Origin of the sequence: uncultured Limosilactobacillus sp., from assembly GCF_934202705.1 — a bacterium.
Classification (GTDB): domain Bacteria; phylum Bacillota; class Bacilli; order Lactobacillales; family Lactobacillaceae; genus Limosilactobacillus.
In genome coordinates this window covers 34,930-48,629 of record NZ_CAKPYE010000013.1, presented here as the reverse complement: position 1 = coordinate 48,629, position 13,700 = coordinate 34,930, and the positions used below count along the sequence as shown (strand labels likewise).

At 35.9% G+C, this 13,700-nt stretch carries 8 protein-coding genes and 3 pseudogenes; 10 read left to right on the top strand and 1 reads right to left on the bottom strand.

What is annotated here, in order from left to right; translation table 11 throughout:
- The 6 genes and pseudogenes from Q0C76_RS08340 to Q0C76_RS08315 form a co-directional block, all read left to right on the top strand.
- A pseudogene (locus Q0C76_RS08340) lies at positions 1-200 on the top strand (hypothetical protein); the annotation flags it as partial.
- Positions 193-2,292 carry a class I SAM-dependent DNA methyltransferase gene (locus tag Q0C76_RS08335; RefSeq protein WP_295731877.1) on the top strand — a complete coding sequence of 700 codons (2,100 nt, stop codon included), beginning with the start codon at positions 193-195 and terminating at the stop codon, positions 2,290-2,292. The pseudogene Q0C76_RS08340 and the gene Q0C76_RS08335, both read left to right, overlap by 8 nt.
- A gap of 21 nt (positions 2,293-2,313) precedes the next feature.
- Positions 2,314-3,636, top strand: a complete 1,323-nt coding sequence (locus Q0C76_RS08330) for a restriction endonuclease subunit S (protein WP_295731887.1) — start codon at positions 2,314-2,316, stop codon at positions 3,634-3,636.
- Positions 3,637-5,247 (top strand): annotated as a pseudogene (locus Q0C76_RS08940) (DEAD/DEAH box helicase family protein); the annotation flags it as partial. It lies immediately after the preceding gene.
- 1,305 nt (positions 5,248-6,552) lie between these two features.
- A pseudogene (locus tag Q0C76_RS08320) lies at positions 6,553-7,504 on the top strand (helicase-related protein); the annotation flags it as partial.
- 135 nt (positions 7,505-7,639) lie between these two features.
- A complete protein-coding gene (locus Q0C76_RS08315) occupies positions 7,640-8,137 on the top strand; it encodes a hypothetical protein (protein ID WP_295731873.1) in 498 nt (165 codons plus the stop codon).
- A gap of 652 nt (positions 8,138-8,789) precedes the next feature.
- On the opposite strand, the gene Q0C76_RS08310 is transcribed toward Q0C76_RS08315, so the two are convergent.
- Positions 8,790-9,011 carry a hypothetical protein gene (locus Q0C76_RS08310; protein WP_295731871.1) on the bottom strand — a complete coding sequence of 74 codons (222 nt, stop codon included), beginning with the start codon at positions 9,009-9,011 and terminating at the stop codon, positions 8,790-8,792.
- A 1,176-nt stretch (positions 9,012-10,187) separates the two neighbouring features.
- Between Q0C76_RS08310 and Q0C76_RS08305 the strand changes: the two genes are divergently transcribed.
- The 4 genes from Q0C76_RS08305 to Q0C76_RS08290 all read left to right on the top strand — a co-directional run bounded on the left by Q0C76_RS08305 (position 10,188) and on the right by Q0C76_RS08290 (position 13,665).
- Entirely contained in the window at positions 10,188-10,523 is a 336-nt protein-coding gene (locus Q0C76_RS08305) for a hypothetical protein (protein WP_295731869.1), read from the top strand.
- Entirely contained in the window at positions 10,508-10,720 is a 213-nt protein-coding gene (locus Q0C76_RS08300) for a hypothetical protein (protein WP_295731867.1), read from the top strand. Before Q0C76_RS08305 ends, Q0C76_RS08300 begins: the two co-directional genes overlap by 16 nt.
- 679 nt (positions 10,721-11,399) lie before the next feature.
- Positions 11,400-12,194, top strand: a complete 795-nt coding sequence (locus tag Q0C76_RS08295; RefSeq protein ID WP_295731865.1) for an SDR family NAD(P)-dependent oxidoreductase — start codon at positions 11,400-11,402, stop codon at positions 12,192-12,194.
- Between the two features lie 139 nt (positions 12,195-12,333).
- Positions 12,334-13,665, top strand: a complete 1,332-nt coding sequence (locus Q0C76_RS08290; RefSeq protein WP_295731863.1) for an MATE family efflux transporter — start codon at positions 12,334-12,336, stop codon at positions 13,663-13,665.
- The last annotated feature ends 35 nt before the right edge of the window (positions 13,666-13,700 follow it).

Sequence of the window (13,700 nt, the reverse complement as noted above, 5' to 3'; positions counted from 1 at the left end):
ACAACACAACACAACACAACACAACACAACACAACACAACACAACACAACACAACACAACACAACACAACACAACACGTTGATTATTTAAGTCAACGCTTATTTGTCAAGCAATTTAAGAAGAGCTTACTAATTTTTAAAGGATTAGTAGGCTCTATTTTTGTGCCTTCATTTTTGAATGGAGGTGTTGAGCTTGCTTAGGGATAGTGAAAAGTTTAATCAGATTACAAGCCTAGATAAATTGGATGATCAACCAATTGACATTACCGATGAAGCAAACTTCATTTGGGGTATTGCCAACAAGCTACGAGGGACTTACCTGCCAGATAAATATGGAGATGTCATCATTCCGATGACGATTATTCGCCGCTTCGAGAGTGTTTTAGCACCGACTAAAAATAAGGTTCTGACCCAGTTTGAAGCTATGCCAACCTATCCAGCTCGAGCCATGTACAAGATTAGTGGTTATGAGTTTTACAATACGAGTCGTTTTAACTTGGCAGAACTGTGTAATGATCCAGATAATATTTCAGCTAACTTTAAATCATATTTGAATGGCTTCTCTTCAGATGTTCAAGAAATTTTACAGAATCTAGACATTGAAAGCCATATCGACAAGATGGATAAAGGTGGCTGTCTTTACTCGGTGGTGAAGTCCTTCTCTGAACTGAATCTAAGCGTTGAGAAGTTTGACAGTATTAAGATGGGCTACATTTTTGAAAATTTGATTGCTCGTTTCTATCAAAATGTCGAAGCCGGGCAATTTTATACTGGTCGTGACATTATACGGCTCTGTGTTTCGCTGTTATTAGCGGAAGGTAGTGATGACATTACAGAAGATAACAAAGTCATTACGGTCCTAGACCAGGCTTGTGGGACTGGCGGCATGCTTTCAACGGCCTACACTTATCTAAAACATATTAATCCAACAGTTAATGTGCATCTTTTTGGTCAAGAATTAATGGGACAATCGTATGCGGTTGGCTTAGCTGAAATGTTAATCAAAAACCAAAATATTGATAATTTTCGTCATGCTGACACATTAAAGGAAGATTGCTTTCCTAACCAGAAAATGCGTTATGTTTTGGAAAATCCACCATTTGGGACTCCCTGGGGTGGTAAAGATGCTAAACAAGGCCAAGAAGAGTCGGTTAAAGAAGAGTATTTAAAAGGAGACAGCGGTCGATGGCCTGCAGGATTACCAAAATCTAATGACTCACAGTTATTATTTGTTCAATCTGCCATTAATAAATTAGATGATAATGGGCGAGCAGCTATCATTGAAAATGGTTCTCCACTCTTTACAGGTGGTACCGCGTCAGGTGAGTCACAAGTTCGGCGTTGGTTGCTAGAAAAGGATTATCTAGATGCAATTGTTGCTTTGCCAACGGACCTCTTCTATAACACGGAGTTAGCTACTTATATTTGGATTTTAGCTAAGAGCAAAAAAGAAAAACGCAAAGGAAAAATACAATTTATTGACGCAACTAATATTTATACAAAATTAAGAAAACCTCTTGGAAAGAAAAAGAACGAGTTTTCCAAAAATAATCGAGATAAAATTACTAAACTGTACACCGAATATCAAGAAAATAAGCTTTCACAAATTCATGATAATTCAGAATTTATCTATCGCGAGTACACAGTCATGCAACCACTCCAACGGAGCTATGCAATTAATAATAAACGGATTGAAACAATGATTGCCAGTCTCAGAAGCTTTTTTGATCAAGTTAAATTTGAAGACTTGAACAATAGGAAAGAGAAGCTATCGGCTAAGGAACAAAAACAACTGGCTAAATTACAAAAAAATAAGCAAGCTTATGATCAACTGTTAGCAACTTTGAAGATTAATAAGTCAGAAAAGGTTTATAAATCATTAGGAAAATTTGAGCCAGTAATTACAGCCTTATTAGGCGATATCGTTGATAAAAAGATGATTAAAAAGATTATTGATGGCTTATCTAAGATGGACAAGACTGCAGAAATTCAAAGGGATAAGAAGGGAAACGTACTTTACGACAAAGAAACCGAAGATACTGAAATTGTGAATATCAAGACTCCGATTGATGAATATATGGCTAAGGAAGTATTACCATTTGTTCATGATGCAAAAGCTTTCTGGAAAGAAGACTTAGGTAAGAAAAAGCCGATTATTAAAACGGGTGCTGAGATTCCATTTAACCGTTATTTCTACCAGTATCAAAAGCCAGAAGCAATGAATGTATTAGCGACCAAAATCAAGAAATTGGAAAGTAAAATTAATGTAGAAATGAAAGACCTACTTAAGTGATGGGGTGAAGAATAAGTGAAGATGAAAGATAGTGGGATTGCATGGATTGACCAAATACCTGAAAATTGGAAAACTGTAAAGATTAAGTATTGTCTTTCTCGTAACGAAAAGAAAAATCATCCGAATGCAACAGTTTTATCTGTTTATAGAGATTATGGAGTTGTTCCAAAAAATAGTCGAGACGATAATCATAATGTGACGTCAAGTGATACTTCCAACTATAAATATGTTGTAAAGGGAAACCTTGTGATTAATAAAATGAAAGCCTGGCAGGGTTCACTAGCAGTTTCGAGATATACGGGAATTGTTAGCCCTGCTTACTATGTATATCAATTTACAAATTCAAAATTGAATAAGGCGTATTTTCATTATTTGATAAGAAACTGTTACAAGGATGAATTTAGGAGGCTGTCAACAGGTATTAGAGATGGACAATGGGATTTGCAGGCATACGACTTTGAAAATACATTAATTTTGTTACCATCTCAATTAGAACAACAACAAATAGCTGATTTTCTTGATAGCAAAACAGCTGAAATTGATGGGCTGATTGATAAAATCAATACTGAAATTGAGAAACTTCAGCAATATCAAAGTAACGTTATTTTTCAGGCAATAACCAAGGGATTAAATCAAAGCGTACTGATGAAAGATAGTGGTGTTGAGTGGATTGGTGAGATTCCAGAAACTTGGAAAATGATTAGATTAAAATATTTAGTGGATTCAGTGGTTACCGGTGATTGGGGAGAAGATAAGATTGACGACTATAAGAAAAGTTTTATGAAAAATATGATATGCTTAAGAGTTACCGATTTTGCTTTTAATCGGGGAACGTTTAAGAGTACACCACCTAAATTGCTAACGTACAGATTGTATACATTAACAACAATAAAAAAATTGATTTTACATGAAGGAGATATATTAATTGAAAAATCTGGAGGTGGGGAAAAGACACCGGTTGGACGTGCGGTGATTTTTGATAAAAAATATAAAGCTTTATACGCCAATTTTTTAAGTAGGATAAGGCTAAAAAAAGGCGTTTCATCAAAATTTGTAGAATATTTTTTGAGATCGCTATATCACAGAGGAGTAACAAAACTATATTTTAATCAAACTACAGGAATACAAAACTTAAAATTAGATGAACTACTATCCACAGAGAAGATGGCTTTACCTAAATTAAATGAACAGCATCAAATTACTGATTATCTTGAGCAAAAAGTAGCTCAAATCCAAAGGCTCATTAAGCTTAAGAAGCAACAAATTAACCAATTAACGGAATACAAAAGCTCTCTCATTTTTGAATACGTAACGGGTAAAAAGCAAGTAAACGAGGCGAACTAAATGCGTGGACAAATAAATGAACGATATGAGTATCAACAAGAAATAATTAATCACTTGGTCAAAGAAAATGAGTATGTGGAGAGAGGTCATACTAAATTCGATAAAAAATTTGCTATGGATAAAGAATTATTTTTCCGGTTCTTAAAAGACACTCAGCCAGAAGCGCTAGAAGAACTTACTAAAACATTCGGGGATGATACTGAAGAAACAGTTGTTAACACAGTTAATAGATTTATTACTAGCAAAAGTGGTAGTCTACTGTCCGCTTTAAAGCATGGAATACGTGTTAACAATCAGGACTTAACTTTGCTTTATGGAAAGCCTGCTACTGATTTTAACCCTGAACTTTCAAAACTATACTCTGAAAACATTTTTTCAGTAATGCAAGAAGTAAATGCCGATAAAGAAAACAAGGAGCGAATTGATTTAGTAATCTTTATAAATGGATTTGCGGTCATTAGCTTTGAACTTAAAAGTAATAGTCAGGGTCAGAACTATGAAGATGCAATTAGACAATATCGGACCTCGCGTAACCCTAAAGATCGACTGTTCCTTTTTAAAGCAGGCTGCTTAGTCAACTTTGCTATGGACACCGAAGAAGTTTATATGACTACCCAGTTGGCCAAGGAAAAGACATTTTTTATGCCCTTTAATATGGGAAAGGGTGAAGGCGTAGATTCCGGTGCAGGGAATCCACAATTTCCAAATAAATATAGTGTCTCTTACATGTGGGAAGATATTCTCAAGAAAGATACGTTAATTGAGTTAATCACTAAATTTATCTTTATCGAAACGAAGGAACATAAAGATGAGGTAACAGGAAAGAGAAAAGTAAGCCAGCGGATAATTTTTCCGAGATATCATCAATTAGATGTAATTCGTAAAACCCTAGCTGATTTAAAAATAAACAGGACATCACAAAATTACTTAATTCAGCATTCTGCTGGATCCGGTAAAACTAATTCTATTGCTTGGCTTGCCCATAGATTGACTAGTTTACATGATGATGACAACCAAATTATTTTTGATAATGTGGTTATTATGACTGACCGGGTAGTAGTAGATCGACAATTACAAAAAGCAATTATGGGTATTGAACATAAAGCGGGCCTTATTCGTGTCATGGATGATAAATGCACATCAGCAGACCTCAAGATGGCTCTAGAAAGTAATACTAAGATTGTGGTTACTACGATTCAAAAATTTCCCTACGTTGTTGATTTGATTAAAGACGATAGTAATTCGTCTGACATTTCCCTGAAGAACAAAAAATTTGCTGTAATCATTGATGAAGCGCACTCATCAACTGCTGGTAAGGATATGATGGCTGTTACTGAGGCTTTATCATCTTCGGATAAATTTTATGAACAAGATGTTCAAGATCAATTAGTACAGGAAATAGAGAGTTCTGGAAAGCAAAAGAACGTTAGTATGTTTGCTTTCACTGCAACGCCAAAGCCAACCACTTTACGTTTATTCGGTCGTTTAGATAAACACGGTAATTATCGTGCTTTTCATTTGTATAGTATGAAGCAAGCAATTGAGGAAGGATTTATCCTTGATGTTTTAGCTAACTATACAACGTATCAGACTTATTATGAGCTTAATAAAGAGATAGCTGATGACCCGGAATTGAAAACTGCTGATGCAAAACGACAAATTGCTCAACAAATTGATTTAGATGATCAAAATATTGCTCAAAGGACAAAAATTATTATTGAACATTTCCGTAAGCACGTTATGCCAGAATTAGGCAATCAAGCCAAGGCAATGGTAATCATGTCTTCTCGGAAAGCTGCCGTAAAATATCAACAAGCATTTGATCAATACATGCAAGAACACCACTACAATGATATGGGAATGCTCGTGGCCTTTTCCGGCAAGGTTAGTTTTGATAATGGCGATGAGGAATTTACTGAAGCTTCAATGAATGGCTTACCTGAAGACCGTACTGCAAGGGAATTTAATAAGCCTGGGTATCGTTTCTTACTAGTAGCTAATAAATATCAGGTAGGCTTTGATCAACCCAAATTGTCTGCCATGTATGTGATGAAAAAATTACGCGGAGTCAACGCAGTGCAAACCCTTTCTCGCCTAAATCGGATCTGTCCACCATACGAAAAGACACCTTTCGTATTAGATTTTGCAAATGATTATGAAGACATTGAAGCGGCTTTTGCACCTTACTACACAACCACTTTATTGGCAGATACAGTAAATCCGCAATTAGTTTATAATCTTGTAGAAAAGATTGATGGATTCTATATTATTGATCCCCAGAATATCGAAGGTGCAAATAACATCCTTCATAAAGTAAAAATTCAAAGTCGTGATAAGAAAAATCTTAACTTCTATTTTGGCGCTACTGAAAAAAAGATAAAAGAATTAGATGAAAATACTCAGCATGAAGTTATTACCACACTAAAGCATTTTGTACGATGCTATGAATTCATGTTACAGATATCTAGCCTTAAAGATGAAGAATTGCAAAAGCTTTATAATTATGTATCTTATTTATTGAAATATGTAAGCATTAGTCGACCGGGACAGGGGTATGATTTAACTGGAAAAATAAAGGCAAGCAAGTTTACACAAAAACAGACAGGTCAGCATGTTAAAGGGACCAAACGATCTAATCCGATAGTAAAATTACCAATTGCGGATGATGTTGAGCTTAGTAAAGCTAAGAAGCAAAAACTATCTGCAATTATTGAGGAAATCAATCGGACAACTGGATCTAATTTTGATAAAGATATTGCTGTTAAATCAATGCTTCAGATTAGAGATTTGATGATGAGATCAAATAGTTTACGAAGCAGTGCTAAAAATAATAATGAGCAAGATTTTGAATTATCATATTTTGATCAAATTGATAACATGTTAATCGAAGGTCTTGAACATAATAAAGATTTCTTCACACTTCTTCTCAATAATGATGATATCAAGAAGAAAGTTTTAGGGACATTTGCTGAAGAAATTTATAAATCACTGCGAGAAAGTAAGGTAAAGCAATAAAGAAGACCTTAATGTGCCAAAGCCTGATCCAGATATTATTAAAAAGATAGCTCCATCAAAAAATCAAAAACTACTTGCACAAGCCATTTAGGAAAATGAAAATGGAACACTAGTGACGTTTATTAGGTTGTTACAGGCTTCTACAAATCCCGAATTGCTTAGTTCTAACATTCACTATAAAGAATTAGGCTTGGTTGACGCCGACTCTGGCGTTTGGGAAAAGCAGTCGTCAACAATTGAAAAATAGAATTCAAGTAGCGGAGAAGTGTATAAGAAGTATGATCTGGCGAAGATAGAAGCCCCTAAGTTTGAAATGGGCATTGACCTTATTGATAAATTAGTTAGTCAAGGTAAGAAGGTCTTAGTTTGGGGGATGTTTGTTGGTACCATGCAAAAGATTACCGATACCTTGAATGGTATGGGAATAAAGACTACCTTGATTTATGGTGGTACACCAAAGCAGGATCGAGAAGGAATGATTAACGATTTTCGTACGGGAAATGTACAAGTATTGGTATCGAACCCTAACACCCTTGGTGAATCTATTTCACTTCACCAAACTGTGCACGATGCGGTCTACTTTGAGTACAACTTCAACCTGACTTTTATGTTGCAATCTAGAGATCGGATTAACCGTTTGGGATTACTTGCGGATCAATATACTCGTTACTATTATCTTATGACTAAAGGTGATGTTGCTCATATGAGTTTTATCGATAACATAGTATACAAAAAGCTGAAAGACAAAGAAAAGGTCATGCTCGATGCGATTGATGGTCAGTTATTGGTTCCTGAATACACCGATGATTACCTGCAGGAAGTCAAACATATTGTGATGGGTAGGTATAAGTAGTAAAGCAATGGATAGTAGTAAACATTGCTACTAATTTTTTCGACAAAGATGTTATCAGTGATTTACCGACAAATGGTTCGGGAAAATAGCTTAAACTTTTGGCCATATATTTAAGTTGTTGGGGAGGGGTAAATAATGGATAAATCCGAGGCAAAAGAACTGTATCATGCTGTAAGAAACGGCGCTAGCTTTATTGGTAATCGCATTATTTTTAATGATGATAAGCAAATGATTTTTATTAAACATTTGTTGTGGTCAAAATGTCGGATGTACCATTACTCCGATATTGAAACTGATTATATTTATCAACAGTCAGGAACTATTAATAAGGGACATCCATATTTTGGTGCCATTGCTGGGCGAACTTTAACCAATGGTAGCTTTATGGGTGGTATGGTAGGTGCAATTGCTGGCCAAAATACTCCAGGAAAACAACAGAATTATGTTGTGGACCCAATGCTAGTGATGGTTTTCAAAGATGGTTATCAATATCAAGAAATTCTTGATCACGGGGTAATCAAAGACCATACCATATACGGATGGCTCAACCAGCAATACACGCAAAAGCTTCAAGATCAATTAGACCGGGCAGATGGCACCGCGAAGTTCAGAGAAACTGGCAGATTGCATTAAAAACTAGCGCTTCACAGATAAGAGCTTTTCATAAATGGTAACAGAAACATCAATTAAGCAGTGAAACTACCAATATTGTAGCTACGCACATAAAATCATTCGTGATATATCTATTGAATCACAATTAATTTATTAAAAAATTCAAAGCCAGCTTTAATAGCTGGTTTTATATCCATTCTCTAAGTATGTGTGGATTCTAGTTTTGTTGTGTTGAATAAGCTATTTATCTGTAGCGATCCCATTAGTATTACGCCCCCTTTTTGATGAACCATTTTCAGAAGCGGAATACTCTTCATCAAAATATTGTAAATTTATTTCCATAGTGAACACTTCGTTTTAAAGTCTGGGTGGACTGTAATTTACGGGTTGTTTTTTAACACTTGCGAACAAGTAAAAAGCAAAATAAAAACCGGATTATTTATCCGGTTTAATAAAACTATATTGGTCTACATCATCAACACCATGCAAATTACTACAAATAGAAATAGTTAATTTTGTTTTGTCTAATTCAGTATTTGACTCAATTTATAGATTGTTCCAAACTGAAAGTTTAGTGTTGTCGATATAGAGGCCATCTTTCTTTAACCGGAAAGTATTGTATTTCATTTAAACCACCTCCAAAATAAAAAGCACCCAGAATTAATCTGAATGCTTAATTAAGTTTGAGTTGTTTTCCCGAAACTTTTCGATCAATCATTACAGTCACAATTTTAGCTTTATCAGCTTTTACTGATTGAAATGACCTATCCGTGATAGTTGCTACATTTCCTTGCTCATCAACTAATTGATCGCCAGGATTGACATCATTATTACCCTGAATAATCAATCCAAATCCCGAAGGTAAATTAAATTGATCAATAACCCTAATCACCATTGCCACCTCTTTGATACTCTAATAACGTCTCCTAAAATTCAATTCATCAAATCAGTCGAAACCCTTCGGTTCTCTTTTAGCTGTTGCGCGCTTCTATGAAGCATAGCATCATCGTTAATTACCTTCGGCCCACGTTTCAGAAACCGTACAACGACAGCCAGGGTAAGTATCATCAGGAATTAATGGCACCTTGTTAATCTTATAGATACCTTCAACATAATCATTCTTTTTAATGGAATTAATTTAAGCTGTGTAGTATTCCCACGTATGTGGGGATCTCCAGATCTTAGTTACCTAAACCGTGATTATGTATGTCGGGATCTTCCTAAAATCGTCGTGAGTAAAGTTGTAACTACTTTGACTACGACAGCAAGCATAATAACTGCTATTAAGGCAACCCATAAATTAAAATCATCCATGATTTTAATGAAAACTACGGTTTCAACAGCCAAAATTATAATTGCCATTAATGGTAAGAAATATTTGCTATTGTAAAATAATAACCATTTATTTCTCATATGAGTCACCTGCCTTTCATTTAATATTTTACTATAATTTTTAAATATTTAAGCCACTTTATTGAACCCTTCGGCGCTTTGCAAAGGATTTATCTTATTTTCTCATGTATGTAGTGTACGCAGCTAGCTCTTGCTACTAGTATAAAGCGTAAATTATGGCATGATTGTTGAATTTAGCTCGCGCTTGTGGCAGAACTAGGAAAGCTTTAATAATGTTTAAATGGCGCGGTAATCAAAAGATTTAATTAAAGTCATTGAAATCTAATGGTTATGAATATTGCAAATGGTATGCCGAACCTGATGAGGAAAATATTGAACCAGGTATTTATACGGTGAAAGATGCGCCGATGATTCCTGTTCATCCGAACTGTCGTTGTTCTATTTTGGGTATATGTTTCTGATGAAGTAGAGCTACAGAAAAGCAAGCAAGCAAACGTTGAAAAATACGAGTTGTTAACAATTCTGTTGATATGAATTATATCCATTCAAAAGAGTATCGTAATAAATTTTCTAAGATTTCTACTAACAAGAAGCTTAATCGACAATTGTACAAGTATGCTGTTGCTATGCTGACTCATTGTCAGAATACTGACAAGATAGTTATTTTTTTAATTCTAACTGCAAAATTGTAAATAAAGCTTTTGGACAAGAAAAGAAATTGGAAGTTGGGATTCCAAGCAAAGTCATTTCTAATTTGCAAACACATTATGGAAGAGAATCAGTGATTGGAATGCACACTCATCCTACTAATATTCCACCAACAGGTTCTGACTTTGTTGCGGTAGGATATAGAGGTTATGATTTTGGACTTGTTATTACTCATGATGGTAGATTATACAAATATGCTACTGGTAATATGCCATTTCATAAAGAAATCATTGATAAGTATATTGCGCAGTATCGCAATCCACCTTATAATTTAAACGAAGACGAAGCTGAAGAGAAGGTTATTCTTGAGCTGAGGAGGTTTGGATTAAAATGCGAAAAACCATGATTGAAAAAATGGTATATGATGCAATGCATACTGATCCAAACGTTCCGGTCACTGATGAAGTACATGATCCCATAGTCCAATTTCTTCCTAGTGGAGAAAAGATGTTGAGCAAAGAAGAAGAAAACTATTTTACTCATTGCCTTTTAGAAGAAAACACAAAGCTAACAGAATGGCCAGAAATTGTTTATGGTGGTTAGTTAGGAAGATCATTTTAACAAGTAAGCATTCAGATTAATTCTGAGTGCTTTTTATTTTGAGGTAATTTAAATAAAATACAATACTTTTCGATTAAATAAAGATGGCCTATATATCGACAGCACTAAGCTTTCAGCTTGGAACAATCTAAAAATTGAGTCAAATACTGAATTAGGCAAAACCAAATTAACTATTTCTATTTATGGTAATTTGCATGGTGTTGATGATGTATCACCATATAGTTTTATTAAACCTGATGAATAATCTGCTTTTTATTTTGTTCGTTCCCATATGCAGTGGACGTTAAATAAAGCTTGAGTAATCGTCTCCTGCAACGGACTAAAAGGGTAGTTATGCACCAGTACCAAATTTTCAGCTGTAATGATCGTGATGGTAACGTGGCTTATTGATACAAGCTTTTACGGAAAGTACAAGATTATTCATCATGTAGGTATTTCCAAGAACAGTGAAATAACTAATTTAGTAACTGCACGTTGGGTTACTTTACGAGAAGTAAACAAAAAGTTGAACAGGTTGCTAAAGTTCGGACTACCAATATATTGAAATATTTGATAATAATATCATCAAATTTACTTGTAAAAAGTAAGCTATTCATTTATAATCAATTCAAGCCAATGAACGAAATAATGATAATCAATCAAAAAGATTGGAGGGTTTCATATGCAACTAGGTTTAAATGGGAAAACAGCATTAATTACTGGTTCTACTAAGGGAATTGGTAAAGCCATCGCTGTTGAGATGGCTAGGGAAGGTGTTAACGTCATTATTAACGGGCGGAAACAAGCAGTTGTGGACACAGTGGTTAATGACTTAAAAGAGAAGTTTCCTGAAACTAACCCGCAAGGCGCCGCTTTTGATATTTCAGTGGCAGAAGAACGGCAAAAATTGTTTCAACAATTTCCAGAAGTCGATATCTTAGTTAATAACATGGGAATTTTTAAACCGATGGATTACTTTGCTATTTATGAGGCAACTTGGCAACACTTTATTGATGTCAATGTGACGTCCGGAAATCTACTGGCTAAATTTTATTTACCAAAGATGTTAAAGCATGATGCGGGTCGGATTATTTTTATTGCTAGTGAGGAAGCAATTATGCCATCAGGCGAAATGCCACAATATAGTTTGACCAAGACAATGAATCTTTCCTTGGCCAAAAGCCTGTCTAAACTGACAAAGGGAACCCACGTAACGGTTAACACAATTATGCCGGGCTCAACATTAACAGAGGGCGTTCAACAGATGTTAGTGGATATGTATAGCAAGACTGATCTGCCAAAGGATGAGTGGGAAAGTGACTTTATGAAGAATCACCGGCCCTTGTCGCAAATTCAACGCCTGATTCGTCCGGAAGAGATTGGCAGGTTTACTGCGTTTGTGGCTAGCCCGTATTCGGGTTCTTTCTCTGGTGAAGCATTACGAATGGATGGCGGACTTGTTCCAACTATTTTTTAATTTTTAACTTTTTGCTATTGCATAATTTCGAAAATTTCAATAAAATAGTATCGTTAATTTAAATCTAAAGGGTCACTTGTGAAGATACCGTTTAACCTCCTTCACGAATGGCCCTTTTTCGTTGTAAAGGAGTTTGAATGTGGATAATTTATTTTTAAAAGCACCGGTGAAACGAGCGTATTTTAAACTTGCCTTGCCAGTGGTGCTTGGGATGATCACCACTATGATTTATAACTTAGCTGATACCGTCTTCGTGGCTAAAACTGGCGATCCGAAAATGGTGGCTGGCGTGACGATTGGGGCGCCATTATTTACCTTCTTGCTCGCCATTGCTGATATCTTTGGCTTGGGTGGCAGTTCCGTTGTTTCACGATTGTTAGGTGAAAAGCAGGTTCATCTAACGAAGCGGGTGACCAGCTTTTGTTTATATGGTTCCGTGATTATTGGGGTTTTGCTAACAATCATCTTACTGGGATTTGAACACCCAATCTTGGTCATGCTGGGTGCTAAGGCCAGCACCTATGCGGAAGCTGCTAATTTCTATCGGGTCCTCAGTTTGGGTGCCGTGTTTGTAATTTTTTCAATTGTTCCCCAAAATTTAATTCGGACTGAAGGGTTAGCAACTCATGCGATGATTGCGGCCGTCACGGGCACGGTCATTGCTATTATTTTGGACCCAATCTTCTTGTTTGTTCTAAAATGGGGGACCACTGGGGTTGCGTTAGCTAACGTCATTGGCTATGCCGTCACTGATGTCATTTTAGTAGTGATGGTTTTGCGGTATGCTCAATATGTATCGCTGAACCCCCGCCTCATTAAGATTGACTTCCACACGGTCTGTGAAGTGATCGCCATTGGAATTCCAGGATCTATTACTAATTTTGCGCTAACTTTTGGGATGGCCTTGCTGAATTCTTCATTGGGAGCTTACGGTGCCGACATGGTGGCGGCAATGGGGATTGTTCAAAAGGTTTATTCCGTCTTAATTTTAGTTATCGTTGGTTTTGCCTTTGGTGCGCAACCATTGATTGGCTTTACCTATGGTGCAAAGAAGTGGTCCCGGCTTCACCAAATTTTGCGCTTTGATTTTTTGGTCCAAGTGGTTTATACAGTTGTGGTGGGCGGAATCTTGATTGCTTTTGCTAAACCGATTATCCGTCTCTTTATGACCCAACCGGTGATTGTGAATGCGGCTAGTCAAATGTTATTAGCAACGTTTATTACGACACCATTGGTCGGACTGATCTTGGTATATACCACAGTTTTTCAATCGATTGGGAACGCCTTTGGGGCCTTCTTAATGTCAATTTCTCGTCAAGGACTGATCTACTGGATTGTTTTGGAAGGATTACGGCATTTAGCGGGGTATCATGGAATTATTTGGGCCCAAGCGGTCAGTGATATCATTACCTGTCTTCTGGGCTACATCTTGTATCGCTTAATTTTTAATTGGCAGTCACACAATAAATAGACTAAGCCACTAGTTAGATAAATAATTCTAACTAG

Bases quoted from the DNA above. Each gene is read 5' to 3' on its own strand.
- Q0C76_RS08330 (WP_295731887.1), top strand. From the start codon at position 2,314: ATGAAAGATAGTGGGATTGCATGGATTGACCAAATACCTGAAAATTGG.
- Q0C76_RS08310 (WP_295731871.1), bottom strand. From the start codon at position 9,011: ATGGTGATTAGGGTTATTGATCAATTTAATTTACCTTCGGGATTTGGA.
- Q0C76_RS08315 (WP_295731873.1), top strand. From the start codon at position 7,640: ATGGATAAATCCGAGGCAAAAGAACTGTATCATGCTGTAAGAAACGGC.
- Q0C76_RS08295 (WP_295731865.1), top strand. From the start codon at position 11,400: ATGCAACTAGGTTTAAATGGGAAAACAGCATTAATTACTGGTTCTACT.
- Q0C76_RS08300 (WP_295731867.1), top strand. From the start codon at position 10,508: ATGCGAAAAACCATGATTGAAAAAATGGTATATGATGCAATGCATACT.